25 protein-coding genes and 1 pseudogene are annotated in these 22,545 nt (G+C 71.7%); 7 read left to right on the forward strand and 19 right to left on the reverse strand.

What is annotated here, in order from left to right; translation table 11 throughout:
* The first annotated feature begins 90 nt into the window (after positions 1 to 90).
* Positions 91 to 858 (forward strand): SDR family NAD(P)-dependent oxidoreductase, encoded by a 768-nt coding sequence (locus PUR26_RS20935; RefSeq protein ID WP_329873972.1) that lies wholly within the window; start codon positions 91 to 93, stop codon positions 856 to 858.
* A 103-nt stretch (positions 859 to 961) separates the two neighbouring features.
* Here PUR26_RS20935 and PUR26_RS20940 read toward each other — a convergent pair whose 3' ends face one another.
* Positions 962 to 2,449, reverse strand: coding sequence for a hypothetical protein (locus PUR26_RS20940; RefSeq protein WP_329873973.1), 1,488 nt, complete (start codon positions 2,447 to 2,449; stop codon positions 962 to 964).
* A gap of 308 nt (positions 2,450 to 2,757) precedes the next feature.
* On the opposite strand from PUR26_RS20940, the gene PUR26_RS20945 reads away from it, so the two are divergent.
* On the forward strand, positions 2,758 to 4,608 hold the full coding sequence (locus PUR26_RS20945) for an endonuclease/exonuclease/phosphatase family protein (RefSeq protein WP_329873974.1): 1,851 nt from the start codon (positions 2,758 to 2,760) through the stop codon (positions 4,606 to 4,608).
* Positions 4,609 to 4,851: 243 nt separating this feature from the next.
* On the opposite strand, the gene PUR26_RS20950 is transcribed toward PUR26_RS20945, so the two are convergent.
* Genes PUR26_RS20950 through PUR26_RS20960 form a run of 3 tightly spaced genes read right to left on the reverse strand, consistent with a single transcriptional unit; the run spans position 4,852 to position 5,856 of the window.
* A complete protein-coding gene (locus tag PUR26_RS20950; protein WP_329873975.1) occupies positions 4,852 to 5,139 on the reverse strand; it encodes a DUF4235 domain-containing protein in 288 nt (95 codons plus the stop codon).
* A 49-nt stretch (positions 5,140 to 5,188) separates the two neighbouring features.
* Complete coding sequence (locus PUR26_RS20955) at positions 5,189 to 5,470, reverse strand: DUF3618 domain-containing protein (protein WP_329873976.1); 282 nt, start codon at positions 5,468 to 5,470, stop codon at positions 5,189 to 5,191.
* Entirely contained in the window at positions 5,467 to 5,856 is a 390-nt protein-coding gene (locus tag PUR26_RS20960; protein WP_329873977.1) for a phage holin family protein, read from the reverse strand. Before PUR26_RS20960 ends, PUR26_RS20955 begins: the two co-directional genes overlap by 4 nt.
* 146 nt (positions 5,857 to 6,002) lie before the next feature.
* On the opposite strand from PUR26_RS20960, the gene dapA reads away from it, so the two are divergent.
* On the forward strand, positions 6,003 to 6,953 hold the full coding sequence (gene dapA / locus PUR26_RS20965; protein WP_329873978.1) for a 4-hydroxy-tetrahydrodipicolinate synthase: 951 nt from the start codon (positions 6,003 to 6,005) through the stop codon (positions 6,951 to 6,953).
* Here dapA and PUR26_RS20970 read toward each other — a convergent pair.
* From PUR26_RS20970 to PUR26_RS20985, 4 genes are all read right to left on the reverse strand, one after another.
* Positions 6,878 to 7,096 (reverse strand): hypothetical protein, encoded by a 219-nt coding sequence (locus PUR26_RS20970; protein ID WP_329873979.1) that lies wholly within the window; start codon positions 7,094 to 7,096, stop codon positions 6,878 to 6,880. The genes dapA and PUR26_RS20970 overlap by 76 nt on opposite strands.
* A gap of 139 nt (positions 7,097 to 7,235) precedes the next feature.
* On the reverse strand, positions 7,236 to 8,219 hold the full coding sequence (gene dapD, locus PUR26_RS20975; protein ID WP_329873980.1) for a 2,3,4,5-tetrahydropyridine-2,6-dicarboxylate N-succinyltransferase: 984 nt from the start codon (positions 8,217 to 8,219) through the stop codon (positions 7,236 to 7,238).
* 343 nt (positions 8,220 to 8,562) lie between these two features.
* On the reverse strand, positions 8,563 to 9,117 hold the full coding sequence (locus tag PUR26_RS20980) for a TetR/AcrR family transcriptional regulator (protein ID WP_329873981.1): 555 nt from the start codon (positions 9,115 to 9,117) through the stop codon (positions 8,563 to 8,565).
* Positions 9,117 to 9,437, reverse strand: a complete 321-nt coding sequence (locus PUR26_RS20985) for a DMT family transporter (RefSeq protein WP_329873982.1) — start codon at positions 9,435 to 9,437, stop codon at positions 9,117 to 9,119. The genes PUR26_RS20980 and PUR26_RS20985 overlap by 1 nt, the downstream gene beginning before the upstream one ends.
* A 97-nt stretch (positions 9,438 to 9,534) precedes the next feature.
* Between PUR26_RS20985 and PUR26_RS20990 the strand changes: the two genes are divergently transcribed.
* A complete protein-coding gene (locus tag PUR26_RS20990) occupies positions 9,535 to 10,623 on the forward strand; it encodes a DUF7847 domain-containing protein (protein ID WP_329873983.1) in 1,089 nt (362 codons plus the stop codon).
* Here the strand turns inward: PUR26_RS20990 and PUR26_RS20995 are convergent.
* The 9 genes and pseudogenes from PUR26_RS20995 to PUR26_RS21035 all read right to left on the reverse strand — a co-directional run.
* Positions 10,613 to 10,684: pseudogene (locus PUR26_RS20995) on the reverse strand (VOC family protein); the annotation flags it as partial. The gene PUR26_RS20990 and the pseudogene PUR26_RS20995 overlap by 11 nt on opposite strands.
* 171 nt (positions 10,685 to 10,855) lie before the next feature.
* On the reverse strand, positions 10,856 to 11,194 hold the full coding sequence (locus PUR26_RS21000; protein WP_329873984.1) for a metal-sulfur cluster assembly factor: 339 nt from the start codon (positions 11,192 to 11,194) through the stop codon (positions 10,856 to 10,858).
* Positions 11,191 to 11,652 carry a Fe-S cluster assembly sulfur transfer protein SufU gene (sufU, locus tag PUR26_RS21005; RefSeq protein WP_329873985.1) on the reverse strand — a complete coding sequence of 154 codons (462 nt, stop codon included), beginning with the start codon at positions 11,650 to 11,652 and terminating at the stop codon, positions 11,191 to 11,193. Before sufU ends, PUR26_RS21000 begins: the two co-directional genes overlap by 4 nt.
* A 14-nt stretch (positions 11,653 to 11,666) precedes the next feature.
* Positions 11,667 to 12,929, reverse strand: a complete 1,263-nt coding sequence (locus PUR26_RS21010; protein WP_329874279.1) for a cysteine desulfurase — start codon at positions 12,927 to 12,929, stop codon at positions 11,667 to 11,669.
* Between the two features lie 2 nt (positions 12,930 to 12,931).
* Positions 12,932 to 13,696 carry a Fe-S cluster assembly ATPase SufC gene (gene sufC / locus PUR26_RS21015; protein WP_329873986.1) on the reverse strand — a complete coding sequence of 255 codons (765 nt, stop codon included), beginning with the start codon at positions 13,694 to 13,696 and terminating at the stop codon, positions 12,932 to 12,934.
* 7 nt (positions 13,697 to 13,703) lie between these two features.
* Entirely contained in the window at positions 13,704 to 14,021 is a 318-nt protein-coding gene (locus tag PUR26_RS21020; protein ID WP_329873987.1) for a bifunctional 3-phenylpropionate/cinnamic acid dioxygenase ferredoxin subunit, read from the reverse strand.
* Positions 14,021 to 15,199 (reverse strand): Fe-S cluster assembly protein SufD, encoded by a 1,179-nt coding sequence (gene sufD, locus PUR26_RS21025; protein WP_329873988.1) that lies wholly within the window; start codon positions 15,197 to 15,199, stop codon positions 14,021 to 14,023. Before sufD ends, PUR26_RS21020 begins: the two co-directional genes overlap by 1 nt.
* 60 nt (positions 15,200 to 15,259) lie before the next feature.
* The gene (sufB, locus tag PUR26_RS21030) at positions 15,260 to 16,675 is read right to left on the reverse strand and encodes a Fe-S cluster assembly protein SufB (protein WP_329873989.1); all 1,416 of its coding nucleotides are present in this window, start codon (positions 16,673 to 16,675) and stop codon (positions 15,260 to 15,262) included.
* Positions 16,672 to 17,430 carry a helix-turn-helix transcriptional regulator gene (locus PUR26_RS21035; protein ID WP_329873990.1) on the reverse strand — a complete coding sequence of 253 codons (759 nt, stop codon included), beginning with the start codon at positions 17,428 to 17,430 and terminating at the stop codon, positions 16,672 to 16,674. The genes sufB and PUR26_RS21035 overlap by 4 nt, the downstream gene beginning before the upstream one ends.
* Before the next feature lie 668 nt (positions 17,431 to 18,098).
* Between PUR26_RS21035 and PUR26_RS21040 the strand changes: the two genes are divergently transcribed.
* From PUR26_RS21040 to PUR26_RS21050, 3 genes are read left to right on the forward strand one after another with little or no spacing between them, the layout of a single operon-like run.
* Positions 18,099 to 19,025 (forward strand): ABC transporter ATP-binding protein, encoded by a 927-nt coding sequence (locus tag PUR26_RS21040; protein WP_329873991.1) that lies wholly within the window; start codon positions 18,099 to 18,101, stop codon positions 19,023 to 19,025.
* Positions 19,022 to 19,789, forward strand: coding sequence for an ABC transporter permease (locus tag PUR26_RS21045; protein WP_329873992.1), 768 nt, complete (start codon positions 19,022 to 19,024; stop codon positions 19,787 to 19,789). Before PUR26_RS21040 ends, PUR26_RS21045 begins: the two co-directional genes overlap by 4 nt.
* Before the next feature lie 60 nt (positions 19,790 to 19,849).
* Positions 19,850 to 20,842: a COX15/CtaA family protein gene (locus PUR26_RS21050; RefSeq protein WP_329873993.1), complete on the forward strand. Its 993-nt coding sequence runs from the start codon at positions 19,850 to 19,852 to the stop codon at positions 20,840 to 20,842.
* Positions 20,843 to 20,856: 14 nt separating this feature from the next.
* Here PUR26_RS21050 and PUR26_RS21055 read toward each other — a convergent pair whose 3' ends face one another.
* On the reverse strand, positions 20,857 to 21,933 hold the full coding sequence (locus tag PUR26_RS21055; protein WP_329873994.1) for an amidohydrolase family protein: 1,077 nt from the start codon (positions 21,931 to 21,933) through the stop codon (positions 20,857 to 20,859).
* A gap of 256 nt (positions 21,934 to 22,189) precedes the next feature.
* Positions 22,190 to 22,537 carry a hypothetical protein gene (locus PUR26_RS21060; RefSeq protein ID WP_329873995.1) on the reverse strand — a complete coding sequence of 116 codons (348 nt, stop codon included), beginning with the start codon at positions 22,535 to 22,537 and terminating at the stop codon, positions 22,190 to 22,192.
* Positions 22,538 to 22,545 lie beyond the last annotated feature (8 nt).

The following is a 22,545-nucleotide window of genomic DNA, read 5'->3' on the forward strand; positions in this document are numbered from 1 at the left end:
GCTCGGCCGGTCCCGGGCATACATTCGCCTCCACGGGTGAACGACGCCTGAACGCCGCCCGCCAAAGAACTACCGGAAGAGACCACTGCCATGAATCTCCCCTCCACCGGCCGTCGCGTCCTCGTCAGCGGCGCCTCACGGGGCCTCGGCCGGGCCGTGGCCCAGGCGTTCGCGGCCAACGGGGACCGCGTCGCGGTCCATTTCGGGTCCCGTGCCGACGAGGCGGGTGAGACGCTGGCGTCCCTCGAAGGAGGGGGGCACGTGCTGACGGGCGGCGATCTCACGGACCCGGCGGAGGCGGCCCGGGTCGTGGACGAGGCGGCCGGAGCACTGGGCGGCATCGACGTCCTGGTCAACAACGCGGCCGTCAATGAGCGTCATCCGCTCCCCGGGACGCCGTACGAGGAGTGGGTGGCGCTCTGGCAGCGCCACGTCTCGGTCAATCTGCTCGCCACGGCGAACCTCAGCCACCTCGCCGCGCACCGCATGATCGACCAGGGCGGCGGCGGACGCATCGTCAACATCGGTTCGCGCGGGGCCTTCCGGGGCGAGCCCGACCATCCGGCGTACGGCGCGACGAAGGCCGCGGTCCACGCGCTGGGGCAGTCCCTGGCGGTCTCCCTGGCCCCGTACGGCATCGCCGTGGCCTCGGTGGCTCCCGGGTTCTTCGACACCGAGCGCGTCGCCGGCCGGCTGGCCGGCCCGGAGGGCGAGGGGATCCGCGCCCAGAGCCCGTTCGGACGGGTGGCCACGGCCCCGGAGATCGCCGCCGCGGTCCTCTGGCTCGCCTCCCCCGCCGCGGAGTGGTCCTCGGGCGCGGTCCTCGACCTGAACGGCGCGAGTCATCTGCGCACCTGAGCCCGGGGGCGCCGTCCTGTCGCCCGCACTCCGCCCGCGCAGGGAGCGGAGGACCCGTACGCGCCCGCCGGGACCCTCGGCCCCGGCGGGCGCGTACCGACGGTCAGGCGCTCGCGCGGGAGCGGGCCTTGAACGCGGCCTTGCGGGCCTCCTTGGCGGCCTTCTTGTCCCGGTGCAGGCGGCCCATCGCCTCCAGGACCTCCGGGGTCGCCGGGTGCTCGACCCGCCACGCGGCCTCGAAGAAGCCGCTGTGCTGGCCCGTCAGGCCCTCGACGAGGTCCTGGAGCTCCTCCAGGTCCCCGTCGGAGTCGAGCTGCGCCGCGATCGTGTCGATGGCCAGCCAGAAGATCATCGACTCCGGCGGGGCGGGTACGTCCGCCGCGCCCCGCTCGGCCAGCCAGACCCGCGCCAGTCCGCCCAGTTCGGGGTCGTCCAGCACCTCGCGCACCGCGGGCTCCGCCTCGGGGCCGACCAGCGTGAGCGCCTGCTGGCAGTGGAGGCGGCGCAGCGGCGAGCCCTCGTCGGCGCCCTTCGCCGCCGCGAGCAGCTCGCGCGCCGCGGGCAGCGGCTCGCGGCGGGCCAGCCACTGCTGCGTCTCGTCCCGGGCGGACAGCGCCGGGAAGTGCCCCAGCCCGTCCAGCAGCACATCGGCGCCCTTGCCGGCGAGGTCGCCGACGGCGGGCGCGTCCACGCCGGCCTCCAGCATCCGGGCCCGGATGCCGTACAGCCCCAGCGGCGTCAGCCTCACCATGCCGTAGCGGGAGACGTCCTCGTCGTCGACCGGCGGGACGGGCTCCTCGCCCTCCTCGACCATGAGCGCCTCGTCGACGGGGTGGTACTCGACCAGCCCCATCGGCTCCAGCACCCGGAACTGGTCGTCCAGCCGCATCATGGCCTCCGACACCTGCTCCAGGATGTCGTCGGTCGGTTCGCCCATGTCGTCGGGCACGATCATCGACGCGGCGAGGGCGGGCAGCGGAACCGGCCCTTCCCCGGGGTCGCCCCCGGCGACCGTCAGCAGGTACAGGTTGCCCAGTACGCCTTCGAGGAAGTCGGCCTCGCCCTCGGGGTCCCAGTCCAGTGCCTCGAAGTCGATCTCGCCGTTCTCGCCGACCAGCTCGGCGAGGTCGTCCACCAGCGGCGTGGTGGCGTCGGCGAAGACGGTCTCCAGGCCGTCCAGCCACAGCGACAGCACGTCCTGCGGCGTACCGCCGGTGATCAGGGCGAGGTTGTCCCCGGCCGTGACGGTGCCGTCACCGGCCTCGTCGTCGTCCCCCGGGTACACGTCGCCCTCGGCGTCCTCCGCGCCCTGGGCGTCCTCCACCACGACCAGCCCGGTGTCGACGGCGACCCGCCACGCCTCACTGGCGCAGGCCGCCCCGTCGTCGTCGGCCGCGAGCCCCAGAGCCTCGGCGGCGGCCGGCAACAGCTCCTCGACCAGCTCGCCACCGGCTCCGACCCTGGTCTCCGGTCCCGCCCAGCGGGCGAGCCCGACGGCCCGGGCCAGCAGCGGGGCGGCGAGCGCGTCCCGCGCCAGTTCCGCGTCCGGGTGCAGCCGCACCGGCGGCAGGGTGGGACGGTCTGGGGACATCAAGCGTCTCTCCTCGGGGCGTACGCGGGGTTGCGGGCGGCCCCCAGCGTAGACGCATTTGGCCGCACCCCCGGCGGTTCATGTACCGGTCAACTCCCGTACGGCTGTCCACCATCCGCCACCCCTTGACAACTACCCTGCTCACACAAGAGATTGACGCGCGTAGACCAATGGGTGCGGCCCCGAGCGGGCCCGCTCACGCGTCCACGCACCGGATTCACGTACGGATCCAGGGGCGCACCCGTCCGCCGGATCCGCGCACCGGTCAGCCCCTCACCACTCTCGTCTCCCACCCTCGGAGCCCTGTGATGTCTTCCTCCCTGCCGAGAACCGCCGCCGTCACGGCCCTCGTCGCCGCCGCCCTCACCGCCGGTCTGCTCACCGGCACCTCGGCGACCGCCGCGGACTCCCCGGCCGACGCCGCCCCCGGGACCGTCCGCATCCACGACGTCCAGGGCTCCACCCGGATCTCCCCGCTCGTCGGCCGCCAGGTCGCCGATGTCCCCGGAATCGTCACCGGCGTACGGACGTACGGCTCGAAGGGCTTCTGGTTCCAGGACCCGCGGACCGACGACGACCCGGCCACCAGCGAGGGCGTCTTCGTCTACACCGGCTCCGCCCCGGCCGTCGCCGTGGGGGACGCGGTCACCGTCTCGGGCACCGTCGGCGAGTACATCCCCGGCGGCACCTCCTCCGGCAACCAGTCGCTCACCCAGATCACCAAGCCCACCGTCACCGTGGTCTCCTCCGGCAACGCGGTTCCCGCGCCGGTGACGCTCTCCGCTCGCTCGGTCCCCTCCGCCTACGCCCCGGCGGGCGACCCGGCCGCGGGCGGCTCCATCAACGCGCTCCCCCTCAAGCCCGGTGCGTACGCCCTGGACCTCTACGAGTCGCTGGAGGGGACGAACGTGCGCATCGGCTCCTCCCGGGTGGTCGGCGCCACCGACCCGTACTCCGAGCTGTGGGTGACGGTGAAGCCGCACGAGAACGACAACCGCCGCGGCGGGACGGTCTACGGCTCGTACACCGCCCAGAACACCGGCCGGCTCCAGATCCAGTCGCTCGTCCCGATCGCCCAGCAGCCGTTCCCCAAGGCGAACGTCGGCGACTGGCTGACCGGGACGACGGAAGGCCCCCTGGACTTCAACCAGTTCGGCGGCTACACCCTCACCGCCCGTACCCTCGGCACCGTGGCCGACCGCGGCCTGGAGCGCGAGACCACGGAGAAGCAGCACCGCGGCGAGCTGGCGGTGGCGACGTACAACGTCGAGAACCTCGACCCGTCCGACGCGCAGGAGAAGTTCGACGCGCTCGCGAAGGCCGTCGTCGAGAACCTCGCCTCGCCCGACATCGTCGCCCTGGAGGAGATCCAGGACAACAACGGCGCCAGGAACGACGGCACGGTCGCCGCCGACCAGACGCTGAAGAAGTTCACGGACGCGATCGTGGCGGCCGGCGGCCCGTCCTACGCGTGGCGTTCCGTCGACCCGGTGGACAACAAGGACGGCGGCGAGCCCGGCGGCAACATCCGCCAGGTCTTCCTGTTCAACCCGGCGCGGGTGACGTTCACCGACCGCGCGGCCGGCGACGCGACGACCGCGACCGGCGTCGTACGGGAGAAGGGCCGGGCGGCCCTGACCCACTCCCCCGGCCGGATCGACCCGGCGAACACCGCCTGGGACAACAGCCGCAAGCCGCTCGCGGGCGAGTTCACCTTCCGCGGCCGTACGGTCTTCGTGATCGCGAACCACTTCGGTTCCAAGGGCGGGGACGAGTCGCTGGTCTCGCACCACCAGCCGCCGAATCGTTCCTCCGAGGCCAAGCGCCTTCAGCAGGCCCAGGCGGTCAACGCGTTCGTCAAGGACATCCTCGCGACGGAGCGGGGCGCCGACGTGCTCGTGCTGGGAGACATCAACGACTTCGAGTTCTCGGAGACCACGAAGGCCCTGACGGACGGCGGCGCCCTGCGGGCCGCGGTCACGTCGCTGCCGCGCGGCGAGCGCTACTCGTACGTCTACCAGGGCAACAGCCAGGTGCTGGACCAGATCCTGACCAGCCCCTCGATCCGCCGCTTCACGTACGACAGCGTCCACATCAACGCGGAGTTCGCCGACCAGAACAGCGACCACGACCCGCAGGTCCTGCGCTTCCGCCCCTGACCCCGTCGCCGGGCCCCGCAACCCCGGGGGCCGTCGTGGCCGGCCCATGCGCCCGCGCCGAGGCCCGGCGCGGGCGTGTGGCGCCGCACGCGGCCGGCGAGGCCCCCTGGATGGTCGCGGGCGCGGTCGCGGACCCGGTCCCGCCGGGGGCTCGGCGAGCCGAGACCGGCGCCGGGCCCGGCGAGGGCGGCACACGACGGAGCCGGCCCCTGGCGTCGGACGCCCGGGGCCGGCTCGGGTGCTTCAGGCCGGCCAGCTGCCGGTCATACGGCGCACGCCCACCGCGCCGCCCCGGTCCACCGCCGCCCTCACCGCGGCGAAGATCGCGCCCTGCAGGGCTGCCGCCAGCAGGATCTCCCGCCATTCGCGGTCCTCGTCCAGGGCGTCCGGGGCGTCGCTGCCGCGCCCCACGGCCGCCCAGGCCCGGGTGAACACGGCACTGGCGATCGCGCCCCCGGCCAGCCCGAGGAGCAGGCCGACCGGCCGGTAGATCAGTTTCTGCTTCTTGGCCTTCTTGGCCCTGTTCTTCACCGGGCCCTCCCTCCGCTCGACACCGTCGGCCGCACCGCCGCCGCCGTGGTCACCAGCACTTCCCCTCGTTCCGCAGATGCCTCAGCAGCAGCCCGGCGACCAGCACCGTGGCGGCGGCCACCACGAGCGGACCGGCGTTGCGGCGGCCCGCGCGGGCGGCCCGCACCGCCTTGTCCCGTACCGGCTCGGGGGTCTTCCGGTGCACCAGCCGGGCGGCGCGCGCCTTCACATCGGTCTTGGCGACGAGCTGCTCGATCGTGTCGCCCAGTTCCTGCCGCTTGCGCGCCGCCTCCAGGCGGAGCTGGTCCGGTCCCGGCGTCTGTCGTGTCATCGGTGGACCCTCTCCTTGATCTCGTCAATGTCCGAGCGCAGGCTGTCCATCGTCCGCGCGGGCAGCGGGGGCACCGCGCGCTTCAGCTGCTTGCGGCCCAGCACAGCCAGCACGCCGGCCACCACCAGGAACACGCCGGTCACGATGAGGACCGCGGCCCATACGTCGAGCCACAGGGCCAGCACGGCGGCCAGGGTGGCCGCGACACCGATGAGTCCCACATAGCCCACGGCCGCCGCCGCCCCCAGCAGCCCGCCACCGGTGCCGGCGCGTTTCCCCTTGAGCGCCAGCTCGGCCTGCGCGGTACGCATCTCTGCCTTGACCAGGTCGGAGAGCTGCTCCGACGCCCGCTTCACCAACTCGCTGACCGACGGTTCTCCGACCATGGCGGATCGCCTCCCATCTCGTACGGGGAGTCCCGGGTACCCGCTCGGACGATCGACGAACGTCTCATGATCGTGCAGAAGTACTTACCTTTGGACCGGAGAAGAACTAAGTAGACCTTCACCGTCCGGGGCCCGACACTGCGGAGATGACCCTCACCACGACCTCCCGCCCCTTCGGCCGCGCCCTGTGCGCCATGGTCACGCCCTTCACCCCTTCCGGGGCCCTGGACCTGGGCCGGGCCCGGACGCTCGCCACCGAGCTCGTGGCGGGAGGCTGCGACGGACTCGTGCTCAACGGCACGACCGGCGAGTCCCCCACCACCAGCGACGCCGAGAAGACCGCGCTCGTCCGGGCGGTGCGCGAGGCGGTCGGCGCCACGGCGACGATCGTCGCAGGGGTGGGCAGCGCGGACACCCGCCACACGGCCGAGCTGGCCCGCCGGGCCGAGGAGGCGGGCGCCGACGGCCTGCTGGTGGTCTCCCCCTACTACAGCCGCCCGCCGCAGGCCGCCCTGGAGGCCCACTTCCTGCGGGTCGCGGACGCGACGGGCCTACCCGTGGTGCTCTACGACATCCCGGGCCGCACCGGCGTCCGGATCGAACCGGAGACCCTGGTGCGGCTGGCCGGGCATCCACGCGTCGTGGCCGTGAAGGACTGCGCGTACGACCTGATGGGTTCGACGAGGGTGATGGCCCGCACGTCCCTGGCGTACTACTCGGGATGCGAGGAGACGAACCTCGCGCTGTACGCGCTCGGCGGCGCGGGGTTCATCAGTACGGTCGCCAACGTGGCGCCCGGTCCGCTGCGGGCGGTGCTCGACGCGTTCGACGCGGGGGACACCGCGACGGCCGCCCTGCTCAACGGGCGCACCATGGCGCTGGCGGAGCTGATGATGGCGTCCGGGCTGCCGGGCACGGTGACGGCGAAGGCGCTGCTGGACGCGGGCCCGGTGCGCGAACCGCTGCAGCCCGCCGACCGGGAGACGGCCGACGGGCTGCGGGCGGCGTACGAGGAGCTGGTTCAGCTTCCGATCACGGAGTTCCGGCCGAGGACCGCGACATGCTCCAGCACGTCCTCCATCGGGTCGTCGACCTGACCCACCGACAGCAGTGCCACGCGGTGACCGTTGTCCGAGTTGTGGTGTGCCTCGTCGGCGTGCGCCACGCCGGCCGGAAGCAGGACCGGCAGCGCGGCCGCCAGTGCGAGCACGCCCTTGAGGAGCAGTCGGCTGGGCTTCATATGGGTTCCTCGCCTCGCGGGATCGTGAGAATGTGCGACACCCTGTATATCCACCCGGATGGCCCAAAGGTCACGCTTCATCACACGAATCGGTTGTGATCGCGCGGCTCGGACCGGTTGTCGTGGCTGCCGCCCGTGATCAGTTGTGGCTGTGCAGCACGTCGTTGAGGCCGCCCCACACCGCGTTGTTCGGACGGGCCTCGACGGTGCCGGTGACCGAGTTGCGGCGGAAGAGGATGTTCGACGCGCCGGACAGCTCACGGGCCTTGACGATCTGGCCGTCGGGCATGGTCACCCGCGTACCGGCGGTGATGTACAGCCCGGCCTCCACGACGCACTCGTCGCCGAGCGCGATGCCGACACCCGCCTCGGCGCCGATCAGGCAGCGCTCGCCGACGGAGATGATGACGTTGCCGCCGCCGGACAGGGTGCCCATGGTGGAGGCGCCGCCGCCGATGTCGGAGCCGTCGCCGATGACCACACCGGCGGAGATGCGGCCCTCGACCATGGAGGTGCCGAGGGTGCCGGCGTTGAAGTTGACGAAGCCCTCGTGCATGACGGTGGTACCGGCGGACAGGTGGGCGCCGAGGCGCACACGGTCGGCGTCGGCGATGCGTACGCCCTTGGGGGCGACGTAGTCGGTCATGCGGGGGAACTTGTCGACACTGGTGACCTGGAGGTGCAGGCCCTCGGCGCGCGCGTTCAGCCGGACCCGCTCGATGTCGTCGACGGCGACCGGGCCGAGGCTGGTCCACGCGACGTTGGCCAGCAGGCCGAAGATCCCGTCCAGGTTCTGGCCGTGCGGCTGGACCAGACGGTGGCTGAGCAGGTGCAGACGCAGGTAGGCGTCGTGCGCGTCCAGCGGCTTCTCGTCGAGGGAGCCGATGACCGTGCGTACGGCGACGACCTCGACGCCGCGGCGGGCGTCGACGCCGATCGCCCTGGCGGCGCCTTCGCCGACGAGGTTGACGGCCTCTTCGACGGTGAGCCGCCGGGTGCCGGACGGACCGGGCTCGGCGACGAGCTCGGGCGCGGGGAACCAGGTGTCGAGAACGGTGCCGTCACCGGCGATGGTGGCAAGGCCGGCGGCGACGGCGCCGGTGGTGCGAGGTACGGAAGTCATGACAGGAAACCTAACCGGCGGCGCCCCGCACAGGCGAACCGGTCTCAGCCGCCGAACGCGCGGCGCCGGGCGGCGGGGCGAGCAGTTGGCCGCCGATCCACGCTCCCCCGCGTCCAGGGACCGCAACCGGCCCCGCGCGGGCGGGCGCCTCGTCCGGCACGCACGCCGCCGCGGTGGGCGGGCTGAGGAACTCCCCCGCCGTCGGCGACACCGTCACGGGTGAAGGCCGCCGGCAGCCCGGCTCCCGGGATCAGCGCCGCGCGGCCCAGCCCGACGAGGAGGAGCCCGGTGCCGATGACGGCGAGCGGGGCGCGGCGGCGCAGGACGTGGGCGGGGGGTACGGCTACCGCTCCGGCCGCTCCCCCAGCAGCCGGCGCAGCATCCGGCGCGCGTACTCCTCGTCGTACGGCACGTCCGTCAGCAGCACCTGGAGACAGATGCCGTCCATCAGCGCCACCAGCGCGCGGGCCGTCACCGGGTCGGTCCGGGACGACAGGACCTCCACGACGCCGTCCGTCCACTCGGCCGCCACGGGACGCAGCGCCGGGCGGCGCAGGGCCGCCAGGTAGAGCTCGTACTCCAGCTCCACCCCCGCGCGCTCGCCGCTCAGCCATCGCCCCATCAGGCGTGCCAGCTCGTCCGCCACGTCGGCGCCCGGATCGGCGAGCGCGCGGCTCTCCCGCAGGGCCTCGGCGAAGCCCTCGTCGGCCTGCCGCAGCGCGGCGGTGAGCAGCTCGTCCAGCGACCCGAAGTGGTACGTGGTGGAGCCGAGCGGCACATCGGCCTCGGCCGCCACGGTGCGATGGCTCAGTCCGGCGATCCCGGCGCGCCCCACCACCCTGATCGCCGCGTCGATGATGCGGGCGCGCCGTTCGGGGTCGTACCGGCGGGCGGCCATCAGTGCGCCCCGCCGAGGTTGAGGACGACGACGCCCAGGATCACCAGCGCGATGCCGGCCATCTTGACGAGGCTCGTGGACTCGCCCAGGAAGAGCATTCCGATCGCGGCGACGGCGGCGGTGCCCGCGCCGGCCCAGATCGCGTACGCGGTCCCCACGGAGAGGGTCTTCAGCGTCTGCGCGAGCAGCGTGAAGGCCAGCACGTAGCCGACGACCGTGATGAGCGAAGGCCAGAGCCTGGTGAAGCCCTCGCTGTACTTCATGGCTGTCGTCCCGGCCACCTCCGCCGCGATGGCTGCCGCCAGCAGTCCGTATCCCATGCGTACGAGCGTACACAACGCTGTGTACGGGCGTACCACAACGCCCGGGATAACGTGTCCACGTCAGGGGGCAGACCACAACGGGAGAAAGGCGCCGATGACGCAGAACATGGGGTGGGGAACACCGCAGGGGCCGCCGGGCGCGTACGGCTGGGGCGGATGGGCGCCTCCGCCGCCGCCGAAGCCGGGGGTGATACCGCTGGCGCCGCTCGGCCTGGGGGACATCCTCGGCGGCTCCTTCGCGACGATCGGCCGGCACTGGAAGCAGCTGCTCGGGATCGCGCTCGCGGTGTACGGCGCGGCGGCCCTCGTGGTCGGCGCGGCGGTCGGCATCGCGTACATGTCGGTACGCGGCACCATCGACCGGGTCGCGGCCCGGCCCGCGGAAGCGCCCGGCCGGGACGAGGTCGTCTCGCTGGTGATCACCTTCGGCGCCGTCTACCTCATCGGCATGCTGACCCTGCTGGTGGCCAACTCGGTCATCCAGGCGAGCTGTCCCGCCGTCCTGCAGGACGCGGTGCTGGGGCGCCCGACGACCTTCGGCCGGGTCTGGCGCCGTGCCTGGTCGCGGATGCCGTCCGTACTGGGGTCCGTGCTGCTGGTGTCGCTGATCAGCCTGATACCGCTGCTGCTGCTCGCCACGGCCCTCATCGCGATGGTCGTCTCGTTCATCGCCATGGCGGTGGACGGGTCGGACGGCTTCCTCGGCCTGACCCTGCTGGGCTTCCTCGGCGCGCTGGCGACCGGCCCGCTGGCGGCATGGCTCTGGGTGAAGTTCAGCTTCGCGCCGGCCGCCGCCGTCTTCGAGGGCCAGGGCGCCCTGGCCGCGATGAGCCGCTCCTCCCAGCTGGTGCGGGGAGCCTGGTGGCGGATCTTCGGCATCTCCCTGCTGGCCTATGTGATGGCCTGGTTCGCGAGCTACATCATCCAGCTGCCGTTCTCGTTCCTGAGCTGGATCCCCTCGGTGGGGATGGAGGAGGCGAACAGCAGCGGGGCGGCGCTCACGATCGTCATCACGACGATGGTCTTCGCGCTGGTCAGCCAGCTGATCGGTCAGATACTGACCGCCGCCTTCCCGCAGCTGGTGGTGAGCCTGCTCTACGTCGACCAGCGCATGCGCAAGGAGAACCTGGCCCCCGCGCTCGCGGAGGCCGCGGCGGTTCCGCCGCCGCCGTTCACTGCGTGAGCGACTTCTTGGGCCGCAGCACGCAGAACTCGTTGCCCTCCGGATCGGCGAGGACCACCCAGAGAGAAACGGCCATGCCCGCCAGTATGCCTGGCGGGCATGGCCGTCGGGGCCCTTCGGCGCCCGGGAATCCGGCACGCACGCCGTGCCATCCGCGCGCCCGGCGCCCGAAGACGCCTCACGTCCCTACGGGAATGCGCACGCACCGGTCGACCGGTGCGCCGGACGATGCTCAGACGTTGAACCCGAGCGCGCGCAGCTGCTCACGCCCGTCGTCCGTGATCTTGTCCGGCCCCCACGGCGGCATCCAGACCCAGTTGATCTTCAACTCGTTGACGATGCCGTCGGTGGCCGACTTCGCCTGGTCCTCGATCACATCCGTCAGCGGGCAGGCCGCCGACGTCAGCGTCATGTCCAGGGTCGCCACGTTGGAGTCGTCGATGTGGATGCCGTAGATGAGGCCGAGGTTGACGACGTCGATGCCCAGCTCGGGGTCGACCACGTCGTACAGCGCCTCGCGGACCTCCTCCTCGGTCGCCGGCTTCATCTGCACCGTCTCGTTCTCGCTCATGCCGTCTTCCTCTCCGCGTCGCCCAGCGCCTGGGCCGTCGCGTCCTTCCACGCCATCCAGCTGAGCAGCGCGCACTTCACCCGGGCCGGGTACTTGGAGACACCGGCGAACGCGACCGCGTCCTCCAGCACCTCCTCCATCTCGTCGTCGGGCTCGATCCTGCCCTTGGACTGCATCAGCGCCAGGAAGGTGTCCTGGATCTTCCGCGCCTCCGCGAGGTCCTTGCCGACGAGCAGGTCGTTCAGCACGGAGGCGGACGCCTGGCTGATGGAACAGCCCTGCCCCTCGTACGACACGTCCGCGATGCGCGACCCGTCGTACTTCACACGGAGCGTGATCTCGTCACCGCACGTCGGGTTGACGTGGTGCACCTCGGCGTCGCCGTCCCGCAAGCCCCGGCCGTGCGGGTGCTTGTAGTGGTCCAGGATGACGTCCTGGTACATCGAATCCAGCTTCACGCGTCGTCAGCCCCTCATCCGAAGAAGTTACGGACGTGCTCCAGGCCCTCGACCAGAGCGTCGACCTCGGCCGGCGTGGAGTACAGATAGAACGACGCCCGCGTGGTCGCGGGAATTCCGTACCGCAGGCAGACCGGACGCGCGCAGTGGTGGCCGACCCGGACCGCGATGCCCTGCTCGTCGAGCACCTGGCCCACGTCGTGCGGGTGGATGTCGCCGAGCGTGAAGGAGATCGCCGCACCGCGGTCCTCGGCCGTCACCGGGCCGATGATGCGCAGGTCGGGAACCTCCTGGAGGCGACGGACCGCGTACTCCGTGATCGCGTGCTCATGAGCGGCGATCTTGTCCATGCCGATCGCGGACAGGTAGTCCACGGCCGCGCCGAGGCCGACAGCCTGCGCGATCGGGGGCGTACCCGCCTCGAACTTGTGCGGAGCCGGCGCGTACGTCGACGAGCTCATCGACACGGTCTCGATCATCTCGCCGCCACCGAGGAACGGCGGGAGGTCCTCCAGCAGCTCCTGGCGGCCCCACAGGACGCCGATACCGGTCGGGCCGCACATCTTGTGGCCGGTGAAGGCCACGAAGTCGGCCTGCAGGGCCTGCACGTCCAGCGGCATGTGCGGGGCGGCCTGCGACGCGTCGATCAGCACCAGCGCGCCGACCTCCTGGGCGCGGCGGACTATGGCCTCGACCGGGTTGAGCGTGCCCAGGATGTTGGAGACGAGCACGAAGGAGACGATCTTCGTCTTCTCCGTGATGACCTCGTTGATGTTGGAGAGGTCGAGCCGGCCGTCGTCGGTCAGCCCGAACCACTTCAGCTTCGCGCCGGTGCGCTGCGAGAGCAGCTGCCACGGCACGATGTTGGAGTGGTGCTCCATCTCCGTGATCACGATCTCGGTCTCGTGGTCCACCCGGTAGGGCTCGTCGGCCCAGCCCAGCATGTTCGCCACCAGGTTGAGCGACTCGGAGGCGTTCTTGGTGAAGATCACCTCGTCGCGGCTCGGCGCGTTGACGAAGGCCGCGACCTTGTCACGGGCGCCTTCGTACAGCGCCGTGGCCTCCTCGGCCAGCACGTGCACACCGCGGTGCACGTTGGCGTTGTGCTGCTCGTAGTACTCGCTCAGCACGTCCAGCACCTGGCGCGGCGTCTGGGAGGTCGCCGCGTTGTCCAGGTAGACGAGCTTCTTGCCGTCGTGGAGGACACGATCGAGGATCGGGAAGTCCTTGCGGATCGCCTCGGTGTCGAGGAGGCCGGGGAGCCCCTGGTGGGCCACAGTCACGCGGATACGCCGCCCTTCGTGTACGCCTCGTAGCCCTCGGCCTCAAGCTTGTCGGCCAGCTCGGGGCCGCCCGACTCGACGATCCGGCCGCCGGCGAAGACGTGGACCTGGTCCGGCTTGATGTAACGCAGGATGCGCGTGTAGTGCGTGATCAGCAGGGTGCCGACCTGGCCGCCCTCACGGACGCGGTTGACGCCCTCGGAGACGATGCGCAGCGCGTCGACGTCCAGACCCGAGTCGGTCTCGTCGAGGATCGCGATCTTCGGCTTGAGGAGCTCCAGCTGCAGGATCTCGTGGCGCTTCTTCTCGCCGCCGGAGAAGCCCTCGTTGACGTTGCGCTCGGCGAAGGACGGGTCCATGTGCAGGTGCGCCATGGCCTCCTTGACCTCCTTCACCCAGGTGCGGAGCTTGGGTGCCTCGCCGCGCACGGCGGTGGCGGAGGTGCGCAGGAAGTTGGAGACGGAGACACCCGGGATCTCGACCGGGTACTGCATCGCCAGGAAGACACCGGCGCGGGCGCGCTCGTCGACGGACATCTCCAGGACGTCCTCGCCGTCGAGGGTGACGGTGCCGCTGGTGATCGTGTACTTGGGGTGACCGGCGAGGGAGTACGCGAGCGTCGACTTGCCGGAGCCGTTGGGGCCCATGATGGCGTGGGTCTCGCCCTGCTTCACGGTCAGGTCGACGCCCTTGAGGATCTCCTTCGTGGCGTTGTCGGCCTCGACGGAAACGTGCAGGTCGCGGATTTCAAGCGTTGCCATGGGTGACTCAGGACTCCTGGGTGACGGAGACGAGCACATCGTCCCCTTCGATCTTTACGGGGTAAACGGGGACGGGGCGCGTCGCGGGAAGACCGGACGGCTTGCCGGTGCGCAGGTCGAAGCTGGAGCCGTGCAGCCAGCACTCGATGGAGCAGTCCTCCACCTCGCCCTCCGACAGCGAGACGTTCGCGTGCGAGCAGATGTCGTTGATCGCGAACACCTCCCCGTCGGTCTTGACGAGGGAGATCGGCGTGCCGTCGAGTTCCACCCGCTTGGGAGTGTCCTCCTCCAGCTCGCTCAGCCCACAGACTCGGACGAAAGCCATCAGACGGACGCCTCCAGCTCGGTCTCGATCTTGGCCAGGAGGCGCTCCTCGACATCCGGCAGACCGATCTGCTGGACGAGCTCGGCGAAGAAGCCGCGCACCACCAGCCGACGGGCCTCGGTCTCCGGGATGCCGCGGGCCATCAGGTAGAAGAGCTGCTCGTCGTCGAAGCGGCCGGTGGCCGAGGCGTGGCCGGCGCCCACGATCTCGCCGGTCTCGATCTCCAGATTCGGCACGGAGTCGACCCGCGCGCCGTCCGTGAGGACCAGGTTGCGGTTCATCTCGTACGTGTCGGTGCCCTCGGCGGCGGCCTGGATGAGCACGTCACCGATCCACACGGCGTGCGCGCCCTCGCCCTGGAGCGCGCCCTTGTAGGCCACGTTGGACTTGCAGTGCGGGGTGTTGTGGTCGACCAGGAGACGGTGCTCCTGGTGCTGGCCCTTGTCGGTGAAGTACAGGCCGAACAGCTCGGCCTCACCGCCGGTGCCGGCGTACGCGACCCGCGGGTGGAGGCGCACGAGGTCGCCGCCGAAGGTCACGACCACGGACTTGAAGCTCGCGTCCCGGCCGATCAGCGCGTTGTGCTGGGCGACGTGGACGGCGTCCTCGTCCCAGTCCTGGATGGAGACGACGGTGAGCTTGGCGCCGTCACCGAGGACGTACTCGACGTTGGAGGCGAGCACGGCGTCACCGGTGTGGTCGATGACCACGACGGCCTCGGCGAACGCGCCGAGCTCGACCACCTGGTGGCCGAAGGCGACGCCGCCCTGGCCGTGCACGGCGATCCGGACCGGCTCGGTGAGCACGGTCTCCTTGGGGACGGTGATGACCGAGGCCTTCTCGAAGGAGCTGTAGGCCTGGGCGGCGACACGGTCCACCGGCTTGCCGGCGCGGCCGAGCCGCGCGTCGTCCCGGCCCACCGTCTCCTGGGTGACGCCTTCGGGAGCGGCGACCTCCACCCGGATGCCGCCGTCCGCGACGGCGGTGCCGTCGTGCAGCCCGCGCAGGCGCTCCAGCGGGGTGAACCGCCACTCCTCCTCGCGACCGTGCGGAACGGGGAAGTCCGCGACGTCGAAGGACGGCGGGGCGCTCATGCGGGTGGCGACGGTGGACTCCGCGGCCACCGCGATGGAACCGGCGGTGGTGGAGCCCGCCGGGATGTTCTGAGCCTCAGCCATGGCTGTCGTAGTGCTCGCTTTCTCAGTCAAGAGGTCTGGCGCGGTGGAGGGACGGCGGCGTCAGCCGACCGAGCCCTCCATCTGCAGCTCGATCAGCCGGTTGAGCTCCAGCGCGTACTCCATGGGCAGCTCCTTCGCGATGGGCTCGACGAAGCCGCGGACGATCATGGCCATCGCCTCGAACTCGGTCAGACCACGGCTCATCAGGTAGAAGAGCTGGTCCTCCGAGACCTTGGAGACGGTCGCCTCGTGCCCCATGGACACGTCGTCCTCGCGCACGTCCACGTACGGGTACGTGTCGGAGCGGGAGATGGTGTCGACGAGCAGCGCGTCGCACAGCACGTTGGACTTGGCGCCCGGGGCACCCTCGCCGATCTCGATGAGACCGCGGTAGGAGGTGCGGCCGCCGCCTCGCGCCACCGACTTGGAGACGATGTTGGAGGAGGTGTTCGGGGCCATGTGGACCATCTTGGCGCCGGCGTCCTGGTGCTGGCCCTCGCCCGCGAAGGCGATGGAGAGCGTCTCGCCCTTGGCGTGCTCGCCCATCAGGTAGACGGCCGGGTACTTCATCGTGACCTTGGAGCCGATGTTGCCGTCGACCCACTCCATGGTCGCGCCCTCGTACGCCACGGCACGCTTGGTGACCAGGTTGTACACGTTGTTCGACCAGTTCTGGATGGTCGTGTAACGGCAGCGGGCGCCCTTCTTGACGATGATCTCGACCACGGCGCTGTGCAGCGAGTCCGAGGAGTAGATCGGAGCGGTGCAGCCCTCGACGTAGTGGACGTAGGCGTCCTCGTCGACGATGATCAGCGTCCGCTCGAACTGGCCCATGTTCTCCGTGTTGATACGGAAGTAGGCCTGGAGCGGGATCTCGACGTGCACGCCCTTCGGCACGTAGATGAAGGAGCCGCCGGACCACACCGCGGTGTTCAGCGACGCGAACTTGTTGTCGCCGACCGGGATGACCGTGCCGAAGTACTCCTGGAAGAGCTCCGGGTGCTCCTTCAGCGCGGTGTCCGTGTCGAGGAAGATGACGCCCTGCTCCTCCAGGTCCTCACGGATCTGGTGGTAGACGACCTCGGACTCGTACTGCGCGGCGACACCGGCGACGAGGCGCTGCTTCTCCGCCTCGGGGATGCCGAGCTTGTCGTACGTGTTCTTGATGTCCTCGGGCAGGTCCTCCCAGGACTCCGCCTGCTTCTCGGTGGACCGCACGAAGTACTTGATGTTGTCGAAGTCGATGCCCGACAGGTCGGAGCCCCAGTTCGGCATGGGCTTCTTGTCGAAGAGGCGCAGACCCTTCAGCCGCAGCTTCAGCATCCACTCCGGCTCGTTCTTCTTCGCGGAGATGTCGCGGACGACGTCTTCGGAGAGACCGCGCTTGGCGGCGGCGCCGGCCGCGTCCGAGTCGGCCCAGCCGTACTCGTACCGACCCAGGCCCTCAAGCTCGGGGTGGCTGATCTCGGTGGTCATGCGGGGTTCCTCCCGGCCGTACTTGCGGATGCTGATGATGGGGTGGTCTGTGGGGCGCCGTGCGGGATGAAGGTCGTGCAGACCCCGTCGCCGTGCGCGATGGTCGCCAGCCGCTGCACATGCGTTCCGAGCAGACGGGAAAACGCCTCCGTCTCAGCCTCGCACAGCTGCGGATAACGCTCCGCGGCGTGCGCGACCGGGCAGTGGTGCTGGCACAGCTGTTGTCCGACCGGCGCGTTGCGCGCCGTGGCAGCGTACCCGTCGGCGCTCAGGGCCCTGGCGAGCGCCTCGGCGCGGTCCTCGGGTGCCGCGGCCTCCACCGCCTCGCGGTAGCCCTCGGCCTGGGTCTCCATCCGGTCCCGGGCGAAGGCGGCGACGGCGGCCTCGCCCGCTGCCCCTCCTCCGGCGGACTTCTCGATCCAGCGCAGGGCGTCCACGGCGAGCGTGTCGTACGACTGGTCGAAGGCGTCCCGGCCGCAGTCCGTCAGGGCGAAGACCTTGGCGGGGCGGCCGCGCGTGCGGGCGCCGTAGACGCGCTGTTCACGGGGGACGACGACGTCGTCGGCGACCAGGGCGTCCAGGTGACGCCGGACGGCCGCCTGGGTGAGTTCGAGGCGTCCGGCCAGTTCGGCGACGGTGGACGGGCCGTGGTCCAGGATGGACCGCGCGACCCGGTTGCGTGTCGAACGGTCCGTTCGCAGCCCGGTCGCGAGTTCCTCCGCAGGAGCCGCGGGAGTCTCGCCGACGTTTTTCACAACGCCATTGTTGCGTAATTCCTCGGGGCCTGACAAGCCGCACCGGATCTTCGCGCGGTGCCGTGCATCACTTAGGGAAACCTAACCTGACCTGCATGAATGATCATTCGTAGGATCAATTCGACCCCACGGCCCGGGGTGGTCCACGGGGTCCGTGAGTCGTCCGCACCCCCCGTGACCGGGCCTTTGTCCGCTCTCCGCCCACCCGTGGAAGAGTCGCGCGCCCCCGGCGCCCGGCCGGGTGACAGCGGGGCCCCCGCGGTCGCTTCCCGGGCCGGGAACCGCCTTCCGGGGTGACGGCCGTCCGAGCGCCGGCCGCGGCCCGTCGACGGACGGGCGCGGCCGGCACCCTCCCGTGGGGGAGTTTCGGCCGGGGACCGGAACGAGGGGCGGACGCGGCCCGGGCGTGGACACCGCCCCACGATCGTCTGCCATGTGACGGGCGCGTGTGAAGAACGCCTCGGGTGCCGGTTCCGGCCATTCCCGCACCTCACGGCCCGCCGGCCCTGTGAGGCCGTCTCCCGCCTCCGCGGCCTCCCGCGCCGCCCCTCCGGCCACCGGCGCTCCCGGCCGGGCCCGGGTGGAGACCACGGAAGGGCGAGGACCCCTTCAGGCACACCTGGGCCCCCGAGCCACACGACCCCTCGCCGCCTCCTTAGACTTCCGGCATGCGATACGAGTCCGTCGTCCAGGTCCGGGGCCTGGTCAAGCGGTACGGAGCCAAGACCGCGGTGGACGGCCTCGACCTCGACGTCCGAGCGGGTACGGTCACCGCCGTCCTCGGGCCCAACGGGGCCGGCAAGACCACCACGATCGAGACCTGCGAGGGCTACCGCCGCGCCGACGCCGGCACGGTCAGCGTGCTGGGTCTGGACCCGGTGGCCGACGCCGCCCGGCTGCGGCCCCGCATCGGCGTGATGCTCCAGTCCGGCGGCGTCTACTCCGGCGCCCGCGCCGACGAGATGCTGCGCCACATGGCGAAGCTGCACGCCCGGCCGCTCGACGTGGACGCCCTCATCGAGCGCCTCGGCCTCGGTTCCTGCGGCCGCACCGCCTACCGGCGGCTCTCGGGCGGCCAGCAGCAGAGGCTCGCCCTGGCGATGGCCGTCGTGGGCCGCCCCGAACTGGTCTTCCTCGACGAGCCGACCGCGGGCCTCGACCCCCAGGCCCGCCGCTCCACCTGGGAGCTGGTGCGCGAACTGCGCGCCGGCGGCGTCACCGTCGTCCTCACCACCCACTTCATGGACGAGGCGGAGGAGCTCGCCGACGCCATAGCGATCGTCGACGCGGGCAAGGTCGTCGCCCAGGGCAGCCCCGAGGAGCTGTGCCGGGGCGGCGCCGAGAACACCCTGCGCTTCACCGGCCGCGCGGGCCTGGACCTCGGCTCCCTGCTGAAGGCGCTCCCCGACGGCACGGCCGCCGCCGAGCTCACCCCGGGCGCGTACCGGATCAGCGGCACCATCGACCCCCAGCTGCTCGCCACGGTCACCACCTGGTGCGCGCAGCACGGCGTGATGCCCGAGGGCATCTCGGTCGAGCGCCACACCCTTGAGGACGTCTTCCTGGAGCTGACCGGCAAGGAGCTGCGCTCATGACCACCGGCACGTACACGCCGAAGCCGGGCGCGGCACCGGTCGGGCGGATGATCGCGGCCCAGACGGCGCTGGAGACCAGGATGCTCCTGCGCAACGGCGAGCAGCTGCTGCTCACCGTCGTCATCCCGTCGCTGCTGCTGGTGCTCTTCTCGACGGTCGACATCATCGACACGGGCAGCGGGAAGGCCGTGGACTTCCTGGCCCCCGGCGTCCTCGCCCTCGCCGTGATGTCCACGGCCTTCACCGGCCAGGCCATCGCGACGGGCTTCGAGCGGCGGTACGGGGTGCTCAAGCGGCTCGGGGCCTCGCCCCTCCCCCGCTGGGCGCTGATGACCGCCAAGACGTTGTCCGTCCTGGTCACCGAGGTGCTCCAGGTGGCGCTGCTGACGGCGATCGCGCTGGCGCTCGGCTGGTCCCCGCACGGGAACCCGGCAGCGGTGGCGCTGCTGCTGGTCCTGGGGACGGCGGCCTTCTCCGGGCTCGGCCTGCTGATGGCCGGGACCCTGAAGGCGGAGGCGACGCTGGCCGCGGCGAACCTCGTCTTCCTGCTGCTCCTGGTGGGCGGCGGGGTGATCGTGCCGCTGGAGAAGTTCCCGGCGGCGGCCCGCTCGGTGCTGGAGCTGCTGCCCATCTCCGCCCTCTCGGACGGGCTGCGGGACGTGCTCCGGCACGGCGCGGGGCTGCCGTGGGCCGAACTGGGCGTCCTCGGGGTGTGGGCGGTGCTGGGGCTCGGCGCGGCGGCGAAGTTCTTCCGCTGGGAGTGAGCGGCGGATTCCGGGGCGTTTCCTTGCGGTTCGTCCCGAGTGGGGACCCCTCGTGAATCCATGCACAAGCGGGCGCCTACCATGGTGCGCGTGTTGACCCCCCTCTCTTACATCGCCCAGCGCTGGACGCCGTCCCCCCGGACGGTCCGGCGCGCCGCGCTCTCCGCCGTCGTGATGAGCGTCCTCATCATCGTCACCGGTGGCGCCGTGCGGCTGACCGGCTCCGGTCTCGGCTGCGACACCTGGCCGAAGTGCACGGACGACAGTCTCTTCGCGACGCCCGAGCAGGGCGTCCACGGCGCGATCGAGTTCGGCAACCGGATGCTGACCTACGTGCTGAGCGCGGCGGTCGGCTGGGCGATCATCGCGGCGCGGTCCACCAAGCCGTGGCGGCGTGGGCTGACCCGGCTCGGCTGGGTGCAGTTCTGGGTCGTGGTGGCCAATGCCGTCATGGGCGGCATCACCGTGTGGATGGAGCTCAACCCCTGGACCGTGGCGTCCCACTTCCTGCTGGCGAACGGACTGCTCACGATCACCACCATCACCTGGCTGCGCACGCGGGAGGGCGACGGCGCTCCCCGGCCGCGCGTCCCGGGGCCGGTGCGCAAGCTCGGCTGGACGCTGGTGGGAGTGTCCGCGGTGCTGCTGGCGGCCGGTACGACGGTGACGGGGTCCGGCAAGCACGCCGGTGACAGCAGCGACGTGCCGCGCATGCCGTTCGACTTCAGCACGGTCGCGCACGTCCACGCGGTCTCCGCCTGGGTGGTGTGCGCGCTGACGCTCGCCATGTTCTTCGTGCTGCGGGTGGTGGACGCCCCGGACGACACCCGCGCGCGCGCCCGCGACCTGCTGCTGATCCTGCTGCTCCAGGGGGCGGTGGGCTATGTGCAGTACTTCACGGGGGTGCCGGAGGTGCTGGTGGGCCTGCACATGCTCGGCTCCTCGCTGATGTGGATCGCGGTGCTGCGGCTGGCGCTCAGCCTGCGGGAGCGCCCGGCGGTCGAGCCGGACGTCCCGGCCCGCCCCGGGGCGGCGCTCAGCGCGACCGCCTGATCCGGGCCCGCACCTCAGATCCCGTAGACGCGGCGGGCGTTGCCCGCCGCGATCATCCCCGCGACGCGCTGCGCGTCGTCGCGGGACCAGGCGCCGTCGCGGACCCAGTCGGACAGCACCCGGCCGAGCGCCTCCCGGAACACGCGGGCCCCCACCACATGCAGCTCGGGCAGGCCCCGCGCGCCCGTGGAGAACAACAGCTTCCCGAACGGCGCGAGCTCCAGGATCTCCGCCAGCACGGCCGCCGCGCGGGCCCCGGTCCTGGCGAGGGCGGGGCCCGGATCGGCGTACACATGCGGGAAGACGCTCGTCAGGTGCGCGGCCTGACGGTGGTACGGATATCCGTGCAGCAGCACCAGATCCGTACCGAGCCCCTCGGTGCCCGCCGCGAAGGGGCCGAGCCGCATCGGGTCGTCCGCGCCCATGTGCAGCTGGAGGGGCCGGCCCGACGCGACGGCGATCCACAGCAGATGCCGCAGGAGCACGGGGTCGGTCAGTCTCCCGCCGGCCTGCCGTGCCGCCAGCCAGCGCCCGGCCGCCCCGCGCACCTCCCCCGGACCGGGCGGTTCGGGCGCGAGAGCGGGGCCGTTGCGCGCGGCGACGGCGGAGGCGAAGCCGACCGCGGTGACGGCCGCGCCGTGCACCGCCTCGGCGAGGTTGGCCAGCAGGGCGTCGACGGTGCCCGAGGTGTCGGCCACCTGCTCGGCGAGGGGTTCGAGACGGACGATCTCATGGGCGTCGGCGCCGCCCGCGGCGGCGGTCTCGACCGGCCCTGTCAGGTCGTCCGGCAGTCCGGTGTCCACCAGGTACGCGGAGATCCCGGTGGACCTCAGCAGGCGCCGCCCCGACTCCAGGACACCGAGCTCGCGGCGCCTGGCGAGATAGCGGGCGGGCGGGCAGTGCGGCTCCAGGCCGAGCAGCGGCGGGCACCAGCGGCGTACCGCGAAACCGGTCTGGGTGTCGAAGAACGTGGTGCCGGGGGCGGGCGGCCCCGCGGCCCTGTTCAGGTGCGCCTCGAAGGTGCCGAGGCCGAGTTCCGTGCGGAGCACCCCGTGGCAGTGCTGGTCCACGAGCGTCGGGACGTCGATCATTGCCGGGGCTCCCTGCCGTGGACGCGGTTGTCGCGGGTGACGTGCTTCCACCGGTCCTAACGGGTGAACCCCGTACGAGGTGTTGCCTCAGTTGTCCCGTTGTCCCCTTGTTCGGGTCCCCGGCCGAGGCGTTCCGCCCGGCGCGGGAGACGCGGCTTCAGCCGTTCGGGCGAATTCCGGGCGCCCAAGGCGCCGCCCGGCGCTTGAGCCACGGCCGGGCCCGGCCGGGATCCCGCCCCGTCCCCGGAGGGAGGGCCTACTTGTCGGACGGGCCGCCGATCTGGATGCCCGCCATGCGGGTCCACTCGTACGGTCCCGTGCGCACCTTGGCCGCGAAGTCGCCGTCGAAGTCCTCGTGCAGGGTCAATCCGGCCTTCTCCGCGGCACTGTGGGCGATGTCGTACGTCGGTGCGACGAGGTCGCCCCAGCGGCCGTCCTCGCCCACGAGCACGACCCGCGTGCCCATCTGCCCGATGTACGCGAGCTGGCCCTCGGCGCCGCCGTGTTCCTTGGCGAACGACTGGATCTGCTTGGCGAGCTTCGCCGCCTTCCGCTGTGCGCGGGCGTCGTTCTTGCTCTCGTCGATCTGCTGGGTCTCTGCCATGAGCAGGA

This window comes from Streptomyces sp. SP18CS02 (genome assembly GCF_036322365.1).
Taxonomy (GTDB): Bacteria; Actinomycetota; Actinomycetes; order Streptomycetales; family Streptomycetaceae; genus Streptomyces.

Excerpts from the sequence above, each read along its gene's own strand:
- PUR26_RS21020 (WP_329873987.1), bottom strand. The coding sequence starts at position 14,021 with ATGGCTTTCGTCCGAGTCTGTGGGCTGAGCGAGCTGGAGGAGGACACT.
- sufD (WP_329873988.1), bottom strand. The coding sequence starts at position 15,199 with ATGGCTGAGGCTCAGAACATCCCGGCGGGCTCCACCACCGCCGGTTCC.
- dapA (WP_329873978.1), top strand. The coding sequence starts at position 6,003 with ATGACCCTCACCACGACCTCCCGCCCCTTCGGCCGCGCCCTGTGCGCC.
- PUR26_RS20970 (WP_329873979.1), bottom strand. The coding sequence starts at position 7,096 with ATGAAGCCCAGCCGACTGCTCCTCAAGGGCGTGCTCGCACTGGCGGCC.
- dapD (WP_329873980.1), bottom strand. The coding sequence starts at position 8,219 with ATGACTTCCGTACCTCGCACCACCGGCGCCGTCGCCGCCGGCCTTGCC.
- sufC (WP_329873986.1), bottom strand. The coding sequence starts at position 13,696 with ATGGCAACGCTTGAAATCCGCGACCTGCACGTTTCCGTCGAGGCCGAC.
- PUR26_RS20935 (WP_329873972.1), top strand. The coding sequence starts at position 91 with ATGAATCTCCCCTCCACCGGCCGTCGCGTCCTCGTCAGCGGCGCCTCA.
- sufB (WP_329873989.1), bottom strand. The coding sequence starts at position 16,675 with ATGACCACCGAGATCAGCCACCCCGAGCTTGAGGGCCTGGGTCGGTAC.
- PUR26_RS21040 (WP_329873991.1), top strand. The coding sequence starts at position 18,099 with ATGCGATACGAGTCCGTCGTCCAGGTCCGGGGCCTGGTCAAGCGGTAC.
- PUR26_RS20980 (WP_329873981.1), bottom strand. The coding sequence starts at position 9,117 with ATGGCCGCCCGCCGGTACGACCCCGAACGGCGCGCCCGCATCATCGAC.
- PUR26_RS21060 (WP_329873995.1), bottom strand. The coding sequence starts at position 22,537 with ATGGCAGAGACCCAGCAGATCGACGAGAGCAAGAACGACGCCCGCGCA.
- PUR26_RS21050 (WP_329873993.1), top strand. The coding sequence starts at position 19,850 with ATGCACAAGCGGGCGCCTACCATGGTGCGCGTGTTGACCCCCCTCTCT.
- PUR26_RS20945 (WP_329873974.1), top strand. The coding sequence starts at position 2,758 with ATGTCTTCCTCCCTGCCGAGAACCGCCGCCGTCACGGCCCTCGTCGCC.
- PUR26_RS21055 (WP_329873994.1), bottom strand. The coding sequence starts at position 21,933 with ATGATCGACGTCCCGACGCTCGTGGACCAGCACTGCCACGGGGTGCTC.
- PUR26_RS20960 (WP_329873977.1), bottom strand. The coding sequence starts at position 5,856 with ATGGTCGGAGAACCGTCGGTCAGCGAGTTGGTGAAGCGGGCGTCGGAG.
- PUR26_RS21045 (WP_329873992.1), top strand. The coding sequence starts at position 19,022 with ATGACCACCGGCACGTACACGCCGAAGCCGGGCGCGGCACCGGTCGGG.
- PUR26_RS20985 (WP_329873982.1), bottom strand. The coding sequence starts at position 9,437 with ATGGGATACGGACTGCTGGCGGCAGCCATCGCGGCGGAGGTGGCCGGG.
- PUR26_RS20990 (WP_329873983.1), top strand. The coding sequence starts at position 9,535 with ATGACGCAGAACATGGGGTGGGGAACACCGCAGGGGCCGCCGGGCGCG.
- PUR26_RS21000 (WP_329873984.1), bottom strand. The coding sequence starts at position 11,194 with ATGAGCGAGAACGAGACGGTGCAGATGAAGCCGGCGACCGAGGAGGAG.
- PUR26_RS20955 (WP_329873976.1), bottom strand. The coding sequence starts at position 5,470 with ATGACACGACAGACGCCGGGACCGGACCAGCTCCGCCTGGAGGCGGCG.
- PUR26_RS20940 (WP_329873973.1), bottom strand. The coding sequence starts at position 2,449 with ATGTCCCCAGACCGTCCCACCCTGCCGCCGGTGCGGCTGCACCCGGAC.